The sequence below is a fragment of the Francisella sp. AG1 genome (genome assembly GCF_057683165.1).
This window is the reverse complement of record NZ_CM173135.1, coordinates 1,244,970-1,265,473: the sequence shown is the minus strand read 5'-3', so window position 1 is coordinate 1,265,473 and position 20,504 is coordinate 1,244,970. Positions and strand designations below refer to the sequence as shown.

The window sequence follows — 20,504 nt, the reverse complement described above, 5'->3', positions numbered from 1 at the left end:
AGTGATTTTTTTAAAGGCATACTTAACAGTATGCTTTTTTTTATCTATAATATCTAAAAAGTTAATAAAATTGTGATTAATTAAGGTTAGTAAAATGTTACAGTCTTTTAATGATAGGCTAAAAGGTCCTTTTACATGGATAGTGGTTATTTCTATAAGTTTTATATTTGTGATTTCAGGTATGAGTTTGTTTTTTACAAGTATGGGGGGAAGCCGGTCTTATATTGCAAAAGTTGGAGATAATGAAATAAGCTTGCAACAGTTTCAGCAATATGCTCAACAAGCGACTACAAAGCAGCAAAAACGTCAAGTTTTAGATCAAATGATAAATCAGTACTTAATTTTATCAGATGCTCAGCAGCATAACATAGTTGTATCTAAATTAACCTTACAATCAGCAATATTTACTAACCCAATGTTTTTTGATAAAGATGGTAAATTTTCTAGTGAAAAACTAAAGCAAGTAGCACAATACTTGGGAGGTATGTCTAAATTAGAGCAAATAATTTCACAAAATATTGAAACGAGTTTAATTCCAAAAACTATCACTGATACATCGTTTATCACTACTTATGAAAATCAGACATTAGCGAGTATTTATTCTGTAGATAAAAATATAAATTATATAAAAATTTCTCCTGATGAATTAAAAGTAAGTATCAAACCAACACAAGTAGATTTAGAACAATACTATAATCAACACAGATCTAAATATGTAAATCCAGCACAAAAAAGTATAGGGTATTATTTAGTTTCAAAAGATAGTTTTTTTGTTAAAAATAGTGTCAATAAAGAGCAGATAAAAGAGTACTATGATACACATAATGATCTATTTAATAGTTTTGATGATAAAACAAAAGAGACTATTAAAAAAATTATTCAAAATAGACAGGCTTTAGAACAGTTTAATTTGTTCACACAAGGAGTTGATAGTGTTAAATTTAACAAGTTGGAAAGTAAATTAGGTAAAGATAAAATAGTATCTATTTTAGATAATACAGACAAAACGGTTGAAAATATTAAAAATAGTTTATTTTTTGTAAACTCAAATAGATATGCTAGTATTCCAATATCTGATAATAAAGTTCTAGTATATCAAGTATCTAGTTCAAAAAAAGCTACACCACAAAAATTTGATGAAGTTAAAGCTATAGTAAAAGAATCTTTCGTTGAACAAAAATCAAAAGAACTTGCAATAAAAAAATCACAAAAACTTTTGAAGCAATTAAGAAATAAAAAAGTTAATCAAGATTTTAGTAAGGCTATCATCTCTAATGATTCAACAAATTTTAGTAAGAAATTCAATAAATATGTGATGTTTAATAGTAATGATGAATATCATAGTTACCAAACTCAAAGTGGAGATATTTATATTTATAAAGTCATAAAAGTTGAACCAAAAACTGATAGTGAAAATCAAATTCCTAGCCAGGCGCTTAATGCTTATAAAGAAGCTGAATTGGATTTTTATTTGCAGGTACTTAAACGTAATATTACTATCACAGTTAACTATAAAAATATCTAAATGAATAAAAAAATATATGCAATTGCTGGACCAACAGCTTCTGGGAAAACTTCTCTTTCAATATCTATAGCTAAAAAAATCAATGCTGAAATTATTAGTGTCGATTCTTCGCTTGTATATAAAGGTATGGATATAGGAACAGCTAAGCCAAGTACACAAGAGCAAGATGGTATTATACATCATCTTATAGGTATCATTGAGCCAGTAGAGAGCTTTTCAGTAGCAGAGTTTATATCTAGTGTAACTAAGCTAAAACGAGAGATTTGGTCTAGAGGTAAAGAAATATTGCTAGTAGGTGGAACTATGCTCTACTTTAAGGGGTTGATAGAAGGGTTGTCAAATTTGCCAGAATCTCGAGCTGAAATTAGAGAAATACTAGAATTAGAGAGAGAGTCTAAAGGCTTACAGTATCTTCATCAACATCTAGCAAAAATGGATCTAGAGTCTGCACAGAAAATCAATCCTAATGATCAGCAAAGAATCTTTAGAGCCTTAGAAGTGATAATGATAAGTGGTGAGACATATTCTAAACTTATCAAAACTTCAAAGCTTGGGGGGTTGGAAGAAGAATTGAAGCTATGTGCAATAGTTCCAAATGATAGATCAATATTACATAAAAATATTGAGCTAAGATTTAAGCAGATGTTGGAGCAAGGATTCTTAGATGAAGTTAAAGAGCTACGAAAAAACCCTAATCTAACCAAGTATACAACAGCGATAAGAAGTGTTGGTTATCGACAGGCTTGGGAGTATTTAGATGGTGATATTAGCTATGATGAGTTCATAAATAAAGGTATTGTAGCAACACGTCAGCTTGCTAAACGTCAACTTACTTGGATTAGAAATTGGCAAGGTGATCTTAAGAGCATTTTTATGGAAGATCCAGATAAAGAGAGTAAGGTTTTAGCTTTTTTTAGTATGTGATAATGTAATTAAGTCATATAGTGATTATCAAAATATCCTGTTTCAGAAGATTATTTTTTCTTTAAAATCAATTTTTTTCTAGCTAAAAATTTTTATGTTTTTACCGTATAATTAATTGAATGCGCTAAAGGTATCGACTAGATTGAAACTACTAGTGTTTAATTAATAGTTTTAGTTTTGAAAAATATATTGCGAAAATTAGCGTTATTATCTCTAATAACATCATCATTACTTGTTTGTTCATGTTCAAAGGATGATAATGAACCCACTATTGGTGAATCTACCAGTAAACATAATACTTTAATCGAAAATGTAGCATCTGATATGCCTTCATTAGATCCACAACAAGCTAGTGATACTAGCTCAAGTAGAGTTATTGCAGATATATTTGAAGGCTTGGTAGCATATAACCAAAATGCTGAAATTGTCGCAACAGGAGCTAAGAGCTGGAGTGCTTCTAAAGATGGATTAACCTATGTGTTTAATCTAAGGAAAAATGCTAAATGGTCAGATGGCGAGCCTGTAACAGCTGAGGATTATGTTTACTCATATCAGCGAGCAGTTACTCCTGAGACTATATCTCGTTACTATGCAAATTATTTTGATCCTATAGTAAATGCCAAAGATATAATGGCAGGTAAAAAATCACCTATAGTTAATCCGATAGTTATTTGACAATAATGTTATAATATTTAGAAAAAATGTCATCATATAGCCAAGATTTCAGAGATATCGTAATAACTAAATATAAAGAAGGCCTAACAGACAAAGAGCTAAGTAATTTTTTTAATATAGATATCCGTACTACTAGATCTTGGATAAACTTATACGAGACAACTGGTGATTATAAATCTAAGCAAGGCTTGGGTTGCGGTAGAGTAGCAACCTTTACAGATAAGGAAGCGATAGAAAGCTACTTAAGAACATATCCAGATGCAATGGCTTTAGATATTAGAGAAGCATTAGCTCCTGAAATACCTAGAAGCACATTTTATGATTGTCTTACCAGACTTGGTTTTAGTTTTTAAAAAAGACACCTAAATATAAGCAAAGAAAAGAACAAGATAGGCAAAGTTTTATAGAGGTTGTTGAGACTATTGAACCTAACAAACTTGTATATTTAGATGAAATGGGTATGGATAATAAACAGTCTGTACTAAGAGGATGGTCTCTTGTTGGTAAACCTAGCTATGGTGAAGTTATTGCTTATCAAACTCAGAGAAAAAGTATAGTTGCTGGTTATAACTATTTAGAAAAGAAGATTATAGCACCGCTAGAGTATACTGGATATACAGATACTCAAATTTTTAATCAGTGGTTTGAAAAGCATTTATGTCCTGAGTTAATTCCAAAGACTACTGTTGTTATGGATAATGCTAGTTTTCATAAGTCTCCTAAATTGGCTAAAATAGCAGAGAAGTTTGATATACAGATACTATACCTTCCTGCTTATTCTCCTGATTTAAATCCTATAGAAAAAATTTGGGCCAATTTTAAAAGAATTTTAAGAAAAGTAAATAATTCTTTTGATAATTTATCTGATGCTATTACTCACGTCTTTAGCACAATATTATCAGATTAACTATATTATGCCAGTGAGGATGTAATAGTTAAAAAAGGATCTCATAAATATAACCTAATATTTAATCAAATAAATAAAAAATCATTTGATATTTTAATGAAATATTCTCAAGAAAATACTATGTATATTTATACGTCTGTAGAGCAAGACTCTCAGATAAATGAGGCAAATCATATTATTTGCAAAGCACGGACTAATGTCAAGACTCAATCATCACCCGTATCTACTATGATTTTATTTAATTCAAACCTAGTATCAACTTTCTATAAAATTACTGGGGTTGTAATCACAAATAACGGTGGAATGAGTAATATTGAGATTTCAACAGTTTTGCGCACAGCTACATCAGATAAAGAGGTTATCATAGGAGGAATATCTACTAGTAGCAATCATAAGGAAGTTAACTGTAGTGCTCTTAATCCTGATTGTAGCGATTAATTTAGTCAAATAAATTTGCTGATAAGCTAGAATATTGTTAGAATGTATCGCGAAGTTTAATTGTTAAACTTGATAAAATAATAAAAATAATAAAATAACTAAAAGGAAGTGAAACAATGTCTAGAATATCATCTCTACAAGACCCGTTCTTGAATGCGCTAAGAAAAGAAAAAGTAAGTGTATCTGTATACCTAGTAAATGGTATTAAATTACAAGGTCAAGTAGAAGCGTTTGATCAATTTTGTATTGTACTTAGAAATACTGTAAATCAAATGGTTTACAAGCATGCTATTTCTACTATAGTACCAGCTAAAAGTGTAAGAATGGTTTATAGCTCTTTTAATCCGTATCACCAAAATCAAAATGATGAACAAGATGAGAATGTTAATGATGTACATTCTGATGATCTTGAAGTTCAAGAGAATGAAGGTAATGCTAACGAGTAATAATATCCTCTCTTTTTTCTTTAATAATTCCATTCGGAGAGATTGATGGAATTTTTCGAATCTTATAAAGCTGGCAGTAAGTGCTTGCTTGTAAATATAAATTTTAAATATCATCGTTATCTAAATGCTGATTTATCTGAGCTTGAGGGCTTAGTGTCGGCAGCAGATAAAGTTGTTTTAGAGAATTTAGATTTCAATCACCCTGAACCTGATATCAAGTATTTTTGTGGTATGGGTAAAATGGAAATGATAAAAAATAAGCGCGATGAAATAAAAGCAGATTTAGTTGTGTTTAATCATCCATTAAGTCCATCTCAAGAACGTAATATAGAAAAATTTCTTGAATGTAAAGTTATGGATAGAACTAGACTTATTCTAGAAATATTCTCATTACGTGCTAAAACTTATGAAGGTAAACTACAAGTTGAACTTGCTCAGCTTAATTATCAATCTACCAGACTAGTAAAAGGATGGACTCACCTTGAGAGACAAAAAGGTGGTATTGGTGTGAGAGGTGGGCCAGGTGAGACGCAGTTAGAGATAGATAGAAGACTTATCCGGCAACGTATTAAGCAAATTATTCAAAAATTAGATAAAGTAAAGCATCATCGTGATTTAAGTAGATCTTCACGTAAAAAGAATAATATTCCAACGATTTCTTTTGTGGGGTATACAAATGCTGGAAAATCAACTTTATTTAATGAGATCACAAATGCTCAGGTTTTAGTCAAAGATCAATTATTTGCCACTCTTGACCCAACATTGCGTAAGGTAAATGTACCAAAGTTAGGGGAAGTTATATTTTCTGATACAGTAGGGTTTATAAAAAATTTACCACATAATTTGGTAGAAGCTTTTCATGCCACCTTAGAAGAAGCTATAGAATCTGATCTTTTAGTACATGTGATTGATTATGCTGATGAAGATCACAAAGGCTATATTGAGCAAGTAGAAAAAGTCTTGAAAGAAATTGGTATAGAAGATAAAAAGATGATTTGTGTCTATAATAAGATAGATAAACTTGAAAATGCTTATCCAGGTTTTGTAATGTTAGACGATTCCGAAGATAGTATTGTTGGTAGAGTTTATTTGTCGGCTCAAAATGGCGTTGGTATTGATAAGTTTTATCAATCTTTAGCAGCATTTTTTAACAAAACTTGGATTAACGAAACAATTGAACTACCTTCTAAGTACTCTAAGCTTAGAGCAATGATGTACGAGTTAGGAGTTGTTGATAAAGAAACTATATCAGAGCAAGGTAATTATTTATTAGTAATAAAAATATCTGAAGCTGATTTTTTACGTTTTGAAAGAGAATCTAACCTAAGCTTAGAGCAATTTTTTATTAAAACTTAGAGTTTATTTATATTTAGGTAGCTTTATTGATTCATTAAATATTCCAGCACCAATAAACTTAGAAATAATAGGCGTTGAGGATATTTTAACTGTTATCGTAGATAGATATTTATGAGCTATTTCCTCATTAGCGGCTAATGATAAATTTGTCAGGCCAAGTTTTTGTTTTCTATCAATAATATCCTTAAGCTGATTTTGCCATTGATTAAATGCTATAACATAATCACCTTTGGCTTTATAAAGCTCACCAGCAAGTATATAGGCTTCAATTATGGCAAATATACTGCCAAGCCCCATTAAGACAGAAGGACAAGCTGCAGCATCACCAATAAGAGCAACCCTACCTTTGTGCCAAGTTTCCATTTTAATTTGACTAACTTTATCAAAATAGATTTCTTCCACATCATTTAGCATGCTAAGAATGTACGGGGTTTCCCATTTGAAGTTTTTGAAAGTAGATATGAGCAGTTGTTTCTTATCTTCTAATGTAACTGGAAGCTTATCAACAAGGCTTGAGTCAAGGGTAAACATTATAAGAGTTTCATCTTCATTTAGAGACACTCTAGCAACTTGTTGGCAATCGCCAACACTTATAGCATAAGTGAATTTTTCAATATGCTTGTACTCTTTTAATGAAAAAGCGGCAACATATTTATTTAAATCGTATTCTTCATACTCTGATTTGTCAAATACCAATGAGCGAATATGAGAATGTAATCCATCTGCACCTATTATTAGATCAAACTCTTCTTTAGTGCCATCTGAAAGTTCAGCAATAATAATATCTTTTGTTTCTTTGATATTTTCAATTGTTGTATCAAATCTGGTATCTATACCTTGACAGGCTTTATATATTGTTGAAGAGATATCCCCACGTTTAACGCTTAAAAACTCATCATAATTATTCTTGATTAAAGTTGAAATATCAACTTTTGAGGATCTTCTGCCATCTTGATTGAAACAGTGAATATTTTTTATTTTATATGCTTTATCTTTTAACTGCTCAAAAAGCTCCATTTTTTTCATTATTTCACAGCTAGGACCCCAGAAATCAACCAAATGACCCCCAGTTCTAATTTCAGGAAATTTTTCAAAAATGATTGGCTCAAATCCATACTCTCTAAGCCACCATGCTAAAGTTGAACCTGCTATACCCAATCCATTGATTGCAATTCTCATACTTACTCCTTTAATTTATACTATCTCTAGTTAAATTTTAGTGTTATAAACCTAGTTATTCAATATAGCTTTACCAAGCATTTATAAATTATTTGTAGATAGTGCAAAAAATGTAGATTTTTTTAGATATAATAGGTACGGTGTAAATGGAAAATACTATTTTTAAAAGTATAGGAAGATTAGTGCATGATAAAAAAAATAAAAAAGAAATGGTTCTGGAGTAAAAACTCAGAGCAAGGACCCCCAGATATAGAAGAGCTAATTAAGAAGTTTTTTGGTAAAAAGAAAAAAAACAATAGTGATGATAGTGAGAGTATTTTTTCAAAAAATGCCGATAAAAACAAACCTACTTTTCAAGCTCCACCTATTAAGAAGATAGCAACTATAATTATTGTAGTTCTTATTGCAGCATGGGTAGGGTTTGGTTTTTATATTGTACAGCCAGCAGAACAAGCAGCAGTACTTAGGCTTGGTAAGTTCTCTAAAATGGTAGAGCCTGGATTACATTGGTATCCAATTGGGCTTGATAAAGTGAAAAAAGAGAATGTTCAAGAACTAAAAACAACTTCACTAAAGCGAGATATGCTAACTTCTGAAGAAAATATTGTACATATTTCATTTACTGTACAGTATCGTATTTCTAATTTGGAAGACTATTTATTTGCAAATACAAATCCTATAAAGTTACTGCAACAAGCTTTAGAAAGTGCAGTGAGACAGGTTGTAGGAGAAAATAAACTTGAGCAGATTTTAACGACAAATAGAGCTGTAATAACTCAACAAGTCCGTAAAGAAATGGAAAATTTATTAAAGACTTATAAAACAGGTATTTATGTGAGTGAAGTTATAATGCAACCAGCTCAAGCTCCTGATGCCGTTAAGAGTGCTTTTGATGATGTGATTAAAGCTCGTGAAGATCGTGAGAGAGAGCAAAATGATGCTGAGAGTTATGCAAATAGAATAGTGCCAGTAGCTCAAGGTAAGGCGCAGAGAATACTTGATCAAGCGAATGCATATAAGCAAAAAATAGTATTAGAAGCTCAAGGTGAAACAGCACAGTTTGATCAGCTATTACCAATTTATAAGAAAAATCCAGATATTGTTACTAATCAAATGTATTTTAATACTATATCTGAAGTTCTTCAGCATAATAAGATATTCCTTATTGATGGTGATGGTGCTAAAAACATCTTTTATGGTTTAGATAATGCACAAAAACAAGCATTATTACCAAATACACAAGGAGGAAACTAAGATGAGTAAATTTTTTAAAATAGTCTTAGTACTTGTGGTGTTAGTTTTTATAGTACTTTTAAGCACTAAATTTATTGTCAAACAAGGTGATGAGGCAGTATTGCTTAGACTTGGTGAGTTAGTTAAAGATAATAATAGTAAGGTTGAAGAATTTGAACCAGGCATACATATTAAAATACCATTTCTCGATACTGTTAAGACTTATGATATGCGTAATCGCATATTAGAAGCAGATTCTGCAAGAGTAGTTACTAAAGAACAAAAAGATGTATTGATTAATGCTTATGTTGTCTGGAAAATTAGTGACAATAATATTTCTAAATTTTTTACTAGCACAAGTGGTAGCGTAGATAGAGCAGAGACTTTGCTAAAACAATTCCTTGAATCTTCATTGCGTGCGGAAGTTGGTAATAATGATATCCAAAGTCTTATTAATAATAATCGCGATAAACTTATGATAGCTTTGACGAAAAGTGTTGAAAAACAAGCTAAACAGATTGGGGTGTCTATAATTGATGTTAGAGTTAAGCAGATAGATTTACCTGATACAGTTACTGATTCTATTTATCAAAGAATGAGATCATCACGTCATAAAGTAGCCGCATCAATACGAGCAGAAGGTCTGCAGTTGGCTGAGAAGATTAAAGCTGCTGCAGATGCTAAAGTTACTGTAACTATGGCTGAAGCAGAGAAAGAATCAAAAACTATTCGTGCAGAAGCTGATGGTAAAGCAGCTAAGATATTTACAGACACATATGCAGCATCTATTCCATTATATGAATTTTTAAAGAGTATGAATTCTTATAAGAAGAGCTTTGATGGTAAAAATGAAGTTGTGTTTATGCTTAAACCTGATAGCAAGTTTTTTCAAGGTTTTAAATTAGAATCATCGAGTAAATTAGCTAAAGCTATGAAAGAGGCTAAGTAAATTATGGAAAAGGTTAAAGTACTCTTTGTCTGTAAAGGAAATGTTTGTCGTTCGCCAACTGCACATGCTATTTTTAAAGATATTGTAAAAAAACATAATTTTGCAGACTCTATAGAGATATCATCGTGTGGAACAAGCTCACGTAAGTGGGGGCATGAAGGTGATAGTGCTGATATACGCTCACAAGAGATGGCAAAGAAATATGATTGTGATTTATCAGACCAAGTATCACAACAATTAGAAAAATCTGATTTTGATAAATATGATTATATTATAGCTATGGATCAGGAGAATATTGATACCATGCAGCAAATGTTTCCATATTCGGATTTTTCAAAAGTATCTAAAATACTTGAGTATGCTCCAACAATCTCTTTAACTGATGTGCCAGACCCTTATTATGAAGATAATTTTGAAAAAGTTTTTCTAATGATTGATACTGCATGTTATTGTTTGTTTGAAAAAATAAAATTAGAGTATCAATTATGAATTATAGTAAAGCAGAATATATTATGGGAGCTGCTAAAGTGTCACAGCTTCCTGAAGATACCGGAGTAGAAGTGGCTTTTGCTGGGCGTTCTAATGCTGGTAAGTCTAGTGCATTAAATACCCTTACTGACCATAAAGGGCTTGCTAGAGTGAGTAAAACACCTGGTAGAACGCAGCTAATAAACTTGTTTGATCTTGGCGATAATAAAAGATTAGTTGATTTACCTGGATATGGCTATGCAAAAGTTTCGGAGAAGATTAAGAAACAATGGCAAAGTGAGATGGAACATTATTTAACATCTAGGCAGTGCTTGGGTGGTATCATACTTCTAGTAGATTCTCGCCATGCTTTAAAAGAATTTGATTCTTTAATGATAGAAATGGCAATATCTTTTGATCTTAACCTGCATATATTACTTACAAAAGCAGATAAACTAAATAATAAAGAAAAAGCTCAGGCAACTAGAATGATCGAAAGCTTTTTAAAAACTTTTATTTCTACTGATAAAATATCTTATCAGTTATTCTCATCATTAAATAAGTTTGGATTAGACAAGCTACAACAAAAGCTTGATTCTTGGTATCTATAAAATACTATTTTAGCCGATTTTTTTTAAAAAATTACTTATAAAATATATTCGTTGCTCAGCAGTTTTTGAAGCTTTTGTAATTAGTAAGTTTTGTTCTTTTGTAAGTCTAAAATTAGCGGATTGAGACTGAATAAGCTTTATGAGTTTTTGAGGTTCAAACCTTGTAGTATCAGAGAAATTGATTTTTCCTGATGTGGCAAACATTTTTATTTGACTAATACCAAGCTCTATAGCATCTATTTTTAGATGTGCTACTTTCAGCAAGTATGTAACCTCAAGAGGAAGCTTGCCAAAGCGATCAATAAGCTCAATTTTAATATTTATTAAGTCATTATGGCTAGCTTTTGAAATACGTTTATATATATTTAGGCGGGTGTTTACATCATTTATATAATAATCAGGAATTAGTGTTGGGATATTTAGTTCAACCTCACAAACTGCAGAGTTAACAATTTCTTCAATATTTAATTCTTTACCAGCTTTAAGATTGATTATAGTTTTATCCAATAAATCCATATATAAATTTAGGCCGATACCATCAATATTGCCGCTTTGTTCTTTACCTAGTATTTCACCAGCCCCACGTATTTCTAAGTCATGATTTGCTAGAGTAAAACCACCTCCTAAAGATTCCGTAGTACTAATAGCGTCAAGTCTTTTTATTGCATCTTTAGTTATACTGGCTTCGTTAGGTATTAACATATAGGCATAAGCTTGATGATGAGCACGACCAACTCTCCCTCTTAGTTGATGAAGTTGAGCTAAGCCTAAGTTGTTAGCATTTTCTATAATAAGGGTATTGGCATTAGGGATATCAATACCTGTTTCGATAATAGTAGTGCAAAGTAGTATATGATATTTATTGTGTTTGAAATCAAACATAATCTTTTGAATTTCTTTTTCACTCATTTGTCCATGAGCTATAGCTACTCTCAAACGAGGAAATAATTCTTGTAGAATCTCTTTTTTCCTTTGGATCGTATCGACCTTATTATAAAGGTAAAAAATTTGTCCACCACGAATAGTTTCTCGACTTACTGCTTCACAAATAATATTATTATCATATTCTTTAACAAATGTTTTAACAGATAGGCGTTTTGCTGGTGGAGAAGCAATAATTGATAAATCTCTTAGTGATGAAAAAGCCATACTTAAACTACGAGGAATAGGAGTCGCAGACATTGTTAAAATATCTATTTCTGCCTTTAGTGCTTTTAATTTTTCTTTTTGAGTTACCCCAAAGCGGTGTTCTTCATCGATAATGAGTAGACCTAAGTTTTTAAAATCTATCTTTGAAGAAATCAATTTATGCGTGCCAATGATTATATCTACAGAACCCTTTTTTAATTTTTCAAAAAGCTCTTCTTGGTCTTTTGCTGTTTTTGAACGAGTAATAACCTCTATATTTGCAGCAGTATTTGCAAATCTATCTTTAAAGCTGTTGTAATGTTGTTGAGCCAAAATAGTTGTAGGTACTAAAATTACAACTTGTTTTTGATTGTGTATAGCTAAGAATGCTGCTCGCATTGCTATCTCGGTCTTACCAAAACCTACGTCTCCACAGATCAATCTATCCATAGGTTTTATAGATATCATATCTTTAAAAACATCATTGATAGCTAAAAGCTGATCTGGAGTTTCTTCATAAGGAAAATCAGCGCAAAATCGGAGATATTCCTCTTCGTCTAATAAATTACTAAAACCTTGACGCATCTTTCTCTTTGCATATATTTCTAAAAGATTTGCTGCAACATCAATAATTTTTTTGATGGCTTTTTCTTTTTGCTTTTTCCATTTGTCTGAACCAAGTCTATTTAAGGCTATTTTTTCCGTAAGAGAGGTATTGTAAATAGAGATTAGATTTAGTGATGTTATAGGTACATAGATTTTGGTATCATTCGCATATTTAAGTAAAATAAATTCATCTTTTCTACCATTTAATTCGATGCTTTCTAAGCCTTCATATCTACCAATACCATGATCAATATGTACAACATGCATACCTTGTTTTAGGTCGGTTAGATCTTTAAGATCAACAGTAGGGTGATGATCGTGTTCGGAAATTTTTGTAGTATTTTGGATGTGTTCAGGAAACAGATCCATCTCTGTGATTATAGCTATTTTTTTGCTTATAATGACACCTTCTTGAAAAGGAGATATTATAAGGCAAAATTTATTATTAGAGCCTAAAGCATCATCAAAACTTTTAGAGATTTGTATATCTAAATGTAGTTTATTTAGATGCTCTAATAGAACTTCAGCACGACCATTTGAATCAGTTGAAAAAATTACTTTTTCGAATTTTGATTTAGATATAAATTGCTGTAAGTCTCTAAAAGCATTTGATAATTTATAGTTTGCAGAAATTTTTTCTAAATGATCTACATTTAATATTTTAGATTTTGATTTAGCTTCTTGCGACCATTTAACATTTTTATACTGTTCATATATAGTTTTAATTTCTTTTTGAGAGTAAAAAATATCTTGATAAGGTAGGATTGGTCTATCAATATCATGTTTAAGTTCATTATATCTAAAATTAAGCTCTTCTGTAAAAGCTTCGATAGAGTTGTTGATATTGTCGACTAAATGAATATTTGCAGATTTTGGAAGGTATTCAAAGAGGCTAGTGAGTTTTTTATAAAATAAAGGTAGATAAAATTCAATACCACTAAAATACTCATTATTTTCTATAAATGTTGCAATAGTTGAATCAAGAGCATTTTTACTACATAAGTTTTTTAATTTATCTAGAGCAAAAAAAGTATTGTGTTTATTATAAATAAGCTCATGAGAGGGCATTATATTAATATATTTTATTTCTTTACCAGAACGCTGAGTCTCTATATCTAACTCTTTAATAGAGTCAACTTCATCATCAAACAAATCTATTCTATAGGCTATTTTTGACCCAATAGGAAAAATATCAATAATACTGCCACGAATACTAAATTCACCTTTTTCAAAAACATTATTGACTAAATTATATCCAGCCTCAGTAAGTAAAGTTTTTTGTTTAGATATATTAAAAAAATCATTGGTTTTTAGTATAAAACTATATTCTTTTATAAAATTAGTAGGAGCTAGTTTTCTTAAAGTATTAGATATGCTTGTAATAACCAGAATATTTTTTGGGTATTGTGTTAGTTTATGTAAAATTTCTTGGCGTCTAGATATAATGTCGATAGCTGCAGAAAACCTATCGTAAGGAAGTATCTCCAAGCTAGGGAAATATAATATTTCTATTTTTGAATTATTATTGAGATATTTTAACTCTTTATATATCCTATGGGCTTGTTGAGAATCTTCAGTAATTATTAAATTGACTTCAGTACTTTGTTTTAAATATTCATTAAACAAGATACTAAAAGAAGATCCATATGCATTAGATACAATAGTATCCTTTGTAGATATTTGATTATTTAGCATTAGAAATTTTTAAATTAGAACTTTTAAGATAAATGATAATATAAATTAGTCTCTATCACCAGCGACAGCGCCAAAGATTTGTAATAGAGTTACAAAGATATTAAATAGTGAAACATAAATATTTACAGTGGCTAAAATATAATTAGTTTCTTCACCTCTAACAATAGCATTAGTTTGCCATAAGATGAAACCACCAGAGATAAAAGCAAAAACTAGTGATATAACAAACCCTAAAGCAGGAATTTGTAAGAAAATGTTTAATACTAGAGCCACAATTGCAACTATAGCACCAATAGCACAGAAAGAACCAACTCTGTTGAAGTTTCTAGCAGGGCTCATAGCTACAGCTGTTAAACCTAAAAATATAAGTCCAGTAGTACCGAAAGCCATCATTATTAATTCAGCACCATTTTTAAATTGATGTATGTACATATTTAAAATAGGTCCTAATGAGTATCCTAATAATCCAGTTAGTGCAAATGTTAAAACTATACCCCATGGTGAGTTTTTAGTTGCATTAATACCAAATAGTAAGCCAATATAAACCACGAGCATTATGATTGGGTTTATGAATCCAGCACCTGTATTCATTGCTATAAAAGCTGTGAAAGCACTAAATAATAAGGTCATAGAAAGAAGCCAATAAGTATTTCTTAAAACCTTATTAGCTCTTAAAGCAGACTCTTGAGACATTGAGTCAATAACACGAGTGTTATTATTGAAGTTGTTCATTTTTTTCTCCTTTTGAAATTATTATATATAATTTTAGTAAAAGCTTATTAAGTGAGAATTATATCATACTTGTGTAATCTTAAGTATGGGGTGTGATAGTAATTTTACAAGAAATTATTTTATTGTTTAGATCGTAATAGAAATATCATATAAGAATGATACGAATATTAATGATGAGAATATTAAGTATAATAATATGGTTGTGATTGTTTCATTTTTTCCACCAGCTAGTATTTTACCTAAAGAAAAATATATTGGTATGATAAAAATATTTAAAACTAATGTAAGCAGTGTTGCGATTATAAACATTAGGTTAGTTGCAAAAGCACTCGGAGTAATCACAGCTAAAACAAGTATCAAAATTTTTACCACTTCAATGTAGAGCATTACTTTAATTAGATTTGAATTTATTAATGACTCGATACGCAGTGTTATAAGCTTAAATCTCCATCCTGCATATATTACAACACATAGTGTGTACGCAGCCAATAAAAATAGTAGAGTACTAGTTGCAGAGTTAAGATAAATAGGATCTATTTGACTTCCATATTTAAGAAAAATAAGGTACATAATCTTATTTATAATAATAAGAGCTAAGCTAAAATATACATATTTTAAAAGATTAACACCATTTTCTTTATTATTAGATATTGTAAGGACGTGTAGAAATATTAAAGATATAGGTAGTACTATGATATTTATAATACTGAAAATATTTAAATCTAATAATAAATAAAAAAGTATAAATGCAAAAATAAAAAAAATGATTAAAACTCCATAAAAACTAATGTCAACACGTTCTGTTTTATTAGTTAAAGAGGTATTTAATCTATAGCTATTTTTTAGAAAAAAAACTAATAAGAAGACGATTACAAAGAGATAGAATAGTTTAAAATGATACATGTCTTTAAAAATTATAAAATCAAATAAAATACCTGTAGAAACTCCTAGTAAAGCACTAGAATATACTCCTATAAATCCATATATGCGACGTAAATCAGTTTTAAGATAAAAAGCACTTAAACTAAAAAGAAGGTTTACAATTACAATTGCAAGACCTACCCATAAGATTGCACAGCTAAATAGAATTATATTTTGTATAAAAGATAATATTACAGCTATTATAATAAACTGTAGACCATGCACAATTGATTTGGTTGAACCAAAAAGATAGTTACTGATACAGCCAAAAACTCCAGCAAAAAAAATCACAAAAAGATGGTCATTACGATTATAAAAAAGATTAATATCACCATACTGATTTAAAATAGTAATAAATGGTGCAATACAGATACATAAACAAAAAGTCATAAAAGCTATTATATGTAGACCATTAGGTTGCTTAAAATGTATATTAACCTTTGCGGTTTTTATGTTTTTAATCATCTTATTTAAGTATTAGTTCCTGTAGTTTTATTAAATAGTTTTTTTCATCAGGAAAAGTATTATATTTTTGTGATTTCCACATTTCTTCTGCTAAATAGTCTATCATAATATGATGTACTTTATGTTCATCGTTATTATATTTTCTAAGTAATTGTGGATATATGGAGTTTATCCCTAGAGGTCTATTTGTTTGAACTTGTTCAACTATTGCTAGATGCAAGCTTATATGTAAAAAAGGATTTATTTGTCCCATTTCTGGTGAATAATCCTTATCAATATTAATGATATTTATGTGTTTATGATATTCTGGATGAAGTTCTATAATTCTTGAAATCTGCTCTTCGATAACCGTTAACGGTTGTTTATTTTGGAACTTATCCCAACTATCAATAAAAATCTTACGTAGTTCATATCTGTCTTGAGAAAAAATCATAAATATTTTTCCTTATCTTTAAATTCGCAATAATCATAGATTATGCAATTTCGGCACTTTGGTTTATGTGCGGTACAAATGTACCTACCATGGAGTATTATCCAGTGGTGCGCATTTAGTAAATACTCCTTAGGGATCACACGTATAAGTTTTTTTTCTACTTCATTTACATTTTTGCCCTTAGCAAGTGGAATACGATTTGCAAGTCTAAAAATATGTGTATCGACAGCCATTGTTAGTTTACCAAAAGCAGTGTTTAGAATTACATTAGCTGTTTTTCTTCCTACGCCAGCTAATGATACCAAATCATCAAGGTTATCAGGAACTTGGCTATTGAATTTTTCGACTAAGTCTTTACAGGTTGAAATAACATTTCTAGCTTTAGTTTTGTATAGTCCAATTGACTTAATATATTTGGTTAGGTTTTGCTCACCTAGTGCATATATCTGCTCGGGAGTGTTTGCGATTTTATATAAGATTTTAGTTGCTTTATTTACACTAACATCGGTAGCTTGAGCAGATAAAATAACAGCTATTAAAAGCTCAAAAGTAGATGTGAATTCTAATTCAGTAGTTGGATTAGGATCATTTTGTTTCCAAGTTTCAAAAATTTGGATCCGTTTTTGTCTATTCATTTAGCTAGAGACTTTTTTCTTATTTTTAAACTTTGCTAAAGAAGCTGCAATATAAGCTTTTTTATCAATATTTTGAGCTAATGCAATATTCTTATAGACATCTCGTTGTTTTATTTTTTCCTGCTCAGTTCTTTTTTTATGGAATTCATATCTTTCACGGTAGAGATTTTTTTGTTTTTCATAATTTTCAGCTAAGAGATTCTCAGGTTGATTCTCTTCTTTAAGCTTTATTAATGAGATGCAATCCATTGGACAAGGTTCTATACAGAGTTCACATCCTGTACATTCAGATTCTATAATGGTGTGCATTAGCTTTTTTGTGCCAATAATAGCATCTACTGGGCAAGCAAGTAAGCATTTTTCACAACCAATACACATTGATTCATCTATTTTAGCAATGGATCTGGATTTCTCATTTCCAAGAGAATTATCTAAAGAGATCTTTGGCTTATTTAAAAGCTTTGATAGTTCTTTTAGAGTTTTTTCGCCGCCAGTTATACATTTATTATGTTTTTCGCCATTTGTTATAGCTTTAGCATAGCTATAGCAGTCTGCATAGGTGCATTTTTGGCATTGTGTTTGTGGTAGTGTTTTATCAATCGTCTCTACTGATATTATCATTTTAATATAGCTCTATATTTGTTTTGGTTTCAATATATTTAATATATTTAGTTATGTTTTTTGGAATTTCAATTAATCCTTTTGCCATGGTTAGTATAAAAAATATTGGAAAAATATTTATATCATCCCATGAAAATTTATCTCCATTGATAAACGGGGTTTTGATAAAAGGGTCTATTTTAGCAAGAATTTTATTTATTGCTATCAGTGAATCATAAGGAGGGTTCTTTAATAAAGTATCCATATCCCTAATATATTGAGATTTTTTTTTGATAAAATAATCCTTGGCACTTTGAGTTGGAAAATCACATTCATTTTTAGGGTGATGCGGTATTCTAGGGTAGACTATTCTACGATAGTGCTGAGATAATTCTTCAATATTAGCTTGTACAGAATTATTAAGAGTAGATTTTTCAATATCAAATTTTTGAATTTGAGCAATATACTTACATATTTCATCACTTTCTTTGATAAAGTTGTTATTTCTATTTTCTAAGAAAGGAACTTGTTTTAAGCCTATTTTATCAATATGTGCTTTTTCATCATCATTAGCTAAAAAAACTATTTGATAATTTAAGTTGCTTAAATCAGCAATTAATCTTACTTTTATACAAAACTGACAGTGATGATATAAGTATATTTTCATTTTAATAAATAGCAATTAACTAACTTGAGATAGCTAATTATACCATTTATCAAAATTAGATAAACTTATTTAGTTTCTTAGATAAAGCATAAAAAGTATTAATATAGCTACTTATTTTGTACAAAAAATATTAATATAGATTTTTATTGTTTTTGGAAACCACGATGTTAAATGATTTAAAATCAAAACAAAGCTTTACAATAGCAGCGATTACTTTTTGGGGGCAATTTGCTACTTATAGTTTTAGTGCTATATTAATTTTATACCTTACAAAATCAGCAATGGAATATGGAATAGGCTTCTCAGAAAGTTATGCGTATTCATTTCAAGGCATATATAAAGCTATGATTTATGCAGTAGTAATGATAGGAGGGTTTATAGCAGATAAATACCTTGGATTACGTCGATCTATATTTTTAGGAAGTTTATTACTTGCTTTTGCATTTTTGTTTGTATTTTTGAGTGGTTTTTTAGTACACGTAAGTAATCAGTTTTTTATATTTGCTTTTGCATTAATACCTGTATGTGGCTCATTGCAAATGGGCACAGCATCAGCTATGGTATCTAAAATTTATAGTGAAGATCCGGTACATGCTAAAGGAGCTATGACTATGTTCTATATAGCTATTAATTTAGGTAGTTTGTTAGCATTTATTATTGCGCCTATGCTAATGGGATATAAGTTTGGGGCATTAGCTGTTTTAGCTATTGTATTTATAGGGAAGTTATTAGCGATACTAAACTTTAGTTATAGATACAAAATATATGACAATGTTGTTGTTGATATCGATAAAAAAACTATGACTTCTAAAGCTAAATGCATAGTTATTAGCTATATAGTAATAGTATATGTCTTTACGGTGGTTTGTTATCACTATCCAGACTATGCAAATGTAGTTGTTGCTGGTATTAGTATAGTTAATCTGATAATATTGTGCTAAAGACGTGAGTAATAGCATCAGATAAATTATCAAAAGAATTATTTACTTTTCTTAAAATTCTTTTAAAATTGGCCCAAATTTTTTCTATAGGATTTAAATCAGGAGAATAAGCAGGAAGGTATAGTATCTGTATATCAAACTTCTCTGCTATTTTAGCCAATTTAGGAGACTTATGAAAACTAGCATTATCCATAACAACAGTAGTCTTTGGAATTAACTCAGGACATAAATGCTCTTCAAACCACTGATTAAAAATTTGAGTATCTGTATATCCAGTATACTCTAGCGGTGCTATAATCTTCTTTTCTAAATAGTTATAACCAGCAACTATACTTTTTCTCTGAGTTTGATAAGCAATAACTTCACCATAGCTAGGTTTACCAACAAGAGACCATCCTCTTAGTACAGACTGTTTATTATCCATACCCATTTCATCTAAATATACAAGTTTGTTAGGTTCAATAGTCTCAACAACCTCTATAAAACTTTGCCTATCTTGTTCTTTTCTTTGCTTATATTTAGGTGTCTTTTTTTAAAACTAAAACCAAGTCTGGTAAGACAATCATAAAATGTGCTTCTAGGTATTTCAGGAGCTAATGCTTCTCTAATATCTAAAGCCATTGCATCTGGATATGTTCTTAAGTAGCTTTCTATCGCTTCCTTATCTGTAAAGGTTGCTACTCTACCGCAACCCAAGCCTTGCTTAGATTTATAATCACCAGTTGTCTCGTATAAGTTTATCCAAGATCTAGTAGTACGGATATCTATATTAAAAAAATTACTTAGCTCTTTGTCTGTTAGGCCTTCTTTATATTTAGTTATTACGATATCTCTGAAATCTTGGCTATATGATGACATTTTTTCTAAATATTATAACATTATTGTCAAATAACTATCGGATTAACTATATATAAAAATTACTTTTTTAATACTAGTATAGTAGTTATATATGTAGGTATTTTTATTCTTA

At 30.0% G+C, this 20,504-nt stretch carries 21 protein-coding genes; 12 read left to right on the top strand and 9 right to left on the bottom strand.

The genetic code is table 11. The features are described from left to right. Positions 1-94: 94 nt before the first annotated feature. The 7 genes from ACR0PV_RS06610 (at position 95) to hflX (ending at position 6,271) form a co-directional block, all read left to right on the top strand. The gene (locus ACR0PV_RS06610) at positions 95-1,525 is read left to right on the top strand and encodes a peptidylprolyl isomerase (RefSeq protein ID WP_488172347.1); all 1,431 of its coding nucleotides are present in this window, start codon (positions 95-97) and stop codon (positions 1,523-1,525) included. Further along, positions 1,526-2,449 (top strand): tRNA (adenosine(37)-N6)-dimethylallyltransferase MiaA, encoded by a 924-nt coding sequence (miaA, locus tag ACR0PV_RS06605; protein ID WP_488172346.1) that lies wholly within the window; start codon positions 1,526-1,528, stop codon positions 2,447-2,449. A gap of 189 nt (positions 2,450-2,638) precedes the next feature. Then, positions 2,639-3,124: an ABC transporter substrate-binding protein gene (locus ACR0PV_RS06600; RefSeq protein WP_488172345.1), complete on the top strand. Its 486-nt coding sequence runs from the start codon at positions 2,639-2,641 to the stop codon at positions 3,122-3,124. A gap of 26 nt (positions 3,125-3,150) precedes the next feature. Next, positions 3,151-4,031, top strand: a protein-coding gene (locus ACR0PV_RS06595; protein WP_488172344.1) for an IS630 family transposase whose coding sequence is annotated in 2 segments (ribosomal slippage) — positions 3,151-3,475 and positions 3,475-4,031 — 882 coding nt in all. Because the reading frame shifts where the segments join, the coding sequence is not laid out codon by codon here. A 120-nt stretch (positions 4,032-4,151) separates the two neighbouring features. After that, positions 4,152-4,469 carry a hypothetical protein gene (locus ACR0PV_RS06590; RefSeq protein ID WP_488172343.1) on the top strand — a complete coding sequence of 106 codons (318 nt, stop codon included), beginning with the start codon at positions 4,152-4,154 and terminating at the stop codon, positions 4,467-4,469. Positions 4,470-4,585: 116 nt separating this feature from the next. Next, positions 4,586-4,915 carry an RNA chaperone Hfq gene (gene hfq, locus ACR0PV_RS06585; RefSeq protein WP_488172342.1) on the top strand — a complete coding sequence of 110 codons (330 nt, stop codon included), beginning with the start codon at positions 4,586-4,588 and terminating at the stop codon, positions 4,913-4,915. Between the two features lie 45 nt (positions 4,916-4,960). Continuing rightward, positions 4,961-6,271, top strand: coding sequence for a ribosome rescue GTPase HflX (hflX, locus tag ACR0PV_RS06580; RefSeq protein WP_488172341.1), 1,311 nt, complete (start codon positions 4,961-4,963; stop codon positions 6,269-6,271). Positions 6,272-6,274: 3 nt separating this feature from the next. On the opposite strand, the gene ACR0PV_RS06575 is transcribed toward hflX, so the two are convergent. Beyond that, positions 6,275-7,450 carry an FAD-binding domain gene (locus ACR0PV_RS06575; protein ID WP_488172340.1) on the bottom strand — a complete coding sequence of 392 codons (1,176 nt, stop codon included), beginning with the start codon at positions 7,448-7,450 and terminating at the stop codon, positions 6,275-6,277. Between the two features lie 186 nt (positions 7,451-7,636). Between ACR0PV_RS06575 and hflK the strand changes: the two genes are divergently transcribed. The 4 genes from hflK to yihA are packed head-to-tail and all read left to right on the top strand — an operon-like array spanning position 7,637 to position 10,711. Further along, entirely contained in the window at positions 7,637-8,704 is a 1,068-nt protein-coding gene (gene hflK / locus ACR0PV_RS06570) for an FtsH protease activity modulator HflK (RefSeq protein WP_488172339.1), read from the top strand. 1 nt (position 8,705) lies between these two features. Then, positions 8,706-9,632, top strand: coding sequence for a protease modulator HflC (hflC, locus tag ACR0PV_RS06565; RefSeq protein ID WP_488172338.1), 927 nt, complete (start codon positions 8,706-8,708; stop codon positions 9,630-9,632). Positions 9,633-9,635: 3 nt separating this feature from the next. Further along, complete coding sequence (locus ACR0PV_RS06560) at positions 9,636-10,121, top strand: low molecular weight protein-tyrosine-phosphatase (protein WP_488172337.1); 486 nt, start codon at positions 9,636-9,638, stop codon at positions 10,119-10,121. After that, positions 10,118-10,711, top strand: coding sequence for a ribosome biogenesis GTP-binding protein YihA/YsxC (yihA, locus tag ACR0PV_RS06555; protein WP_488172336.1), 594 nt, complete (start codon positions 10,118-10,120; stop codon positions 10,709-10,711). The genes ACR0PV_RS06560 and yihA overlap by 4 nt, the downstream gene beginning before the upstream one ends. Positions 10,712-10,720: 9 nt before the next feature. Here the strand turns inward: yihA and mfd are convergent, their stop codons facing one another. The 7 genes from mfd to grxB form a co-directional block, all read right to left on the bottom strand. Beyond that, positions 10,721-14,140, bottom strand: coding sequence for a transcription-repair coupling factor (gene mfd / locus ACR0PV_RS06550; RefSeq protein WP_488172335.1), 3,420 nt, complete (start codon positions 14,138-14,140; stop codon positions 10,721-10,723). 45 nt (positions 14,141-14,185) lie between these two features. Further along, entirely contained in the window at positions 14,186-14,872 is a 687-nt protein-coding gene (locus ACR0PV_RS06545) for a Bax inhibitor-1/YccA family protein (RefSeq protein WP_488172334.1), read from the bottom strand. Positions 14,873-14,998: 126 nt separating this feature from the next. Then, positions 14,999-16,258 carry a hypothetical protein gene (locus ACR0PV_RS06540; protein ID WP_488172333.1) on the bottom strand — a complete coding sequence of 420 codons (1,260 nt, stop codon included), beginning with the start codon at positions 16,256-16,258 and terminating at the stop codon, positions 14,999-15,001. A 1-nt stretch (position 16,259) separates the two neighbouring features. Continuing rightward, the gene (locus ACR0PV_RS06535) at positions 16,260-16,691 is read right to left on the bottom strand and encodes a DUF1841 family protein (RefSeq protein ID WP_488172332.1); all 432 of its coding nucleotides are present in this window, start codon (positions 16,689-16,691) and stop codon (positions 16,260-16,262) included. Further along, the gene (nth, locus tag ACR0PV_RS06530) at positions 16,688-17,326 is read right to left on the bottom strand and encodes an endonuclease III (RefSeq protein ID WP_488172331.1); all 639 of its coding nucleotides are present in this window, start codon (positions 17,324-17,326) and stop codon (positions 16,688-16,690) included. Before nth ends, ACR0PV_RS06535 begins: the two co-directional genes overlap by 4 nt. Then, entirely contained in the window at positions 17,327-17,947 is a 621-nt protein-coding gene (locus ACR0PV_RS06525; protein ID WP_488172330.1) for an RnfABCDGE type electron transport complex subunit B, read from the bottom strand. 1 nt (position 17,948) lies between these two features. Then, on the bottom strand, positions 17,949-18,593 hold the full coding sequence (gene grxB, locus ACR0PV_RS06520) for a glutaredoxin 2 (RefSeq protein WP_488172329.1): 645 nt from the start codon (positions 18,591-18,593) through the stop codon (positions 17,949-17,951). Between the two features lie 164 nt (positions 18,594-18,757). On the opposite strand from grxB, the gene ACR0PV_RS06515 reads away from it, so the two are divergent. Continuing rightward, the gene (locus tag ACR0PV_RS06515; protein WP_488172328.1) at positions 18,758-19,534 is read left to right on the top strand and encodes a POT-type proton-dependent oligopeptide transporter; all 777 of its coding nucleotides are present in this window, start codon (positions 18,758-18,760) and stop codon (positions 19,532-19,534) included. On the opposite strand, the gene ACR0PV_RS06510 is transcribed toward ACR0PV_RS06515, so the two are convergent. Further along, positions 19,512-20,392, bottom strand: a protein-coding gene (locus ACR0PV_RS06510) for an IS630 family transposase (RefSeq protein WP_488172194.1) whose coding sequence is annotated in 2 segments (ribosomal slippage) — positions 19,512-20,068 and positions 20,068-20,392 — 882 coding nt in all. Because the reading frame shifts where the segments join, the coding sequence is not laid out codon by codon here. The two genes, ACR0PV_RS06515 and ACR0PV_RS06510, sit on opposite strands and share 23 nt — an antisense overlap. Positions 20,393-20,504 lie beyond the last annotated feature (112 nt).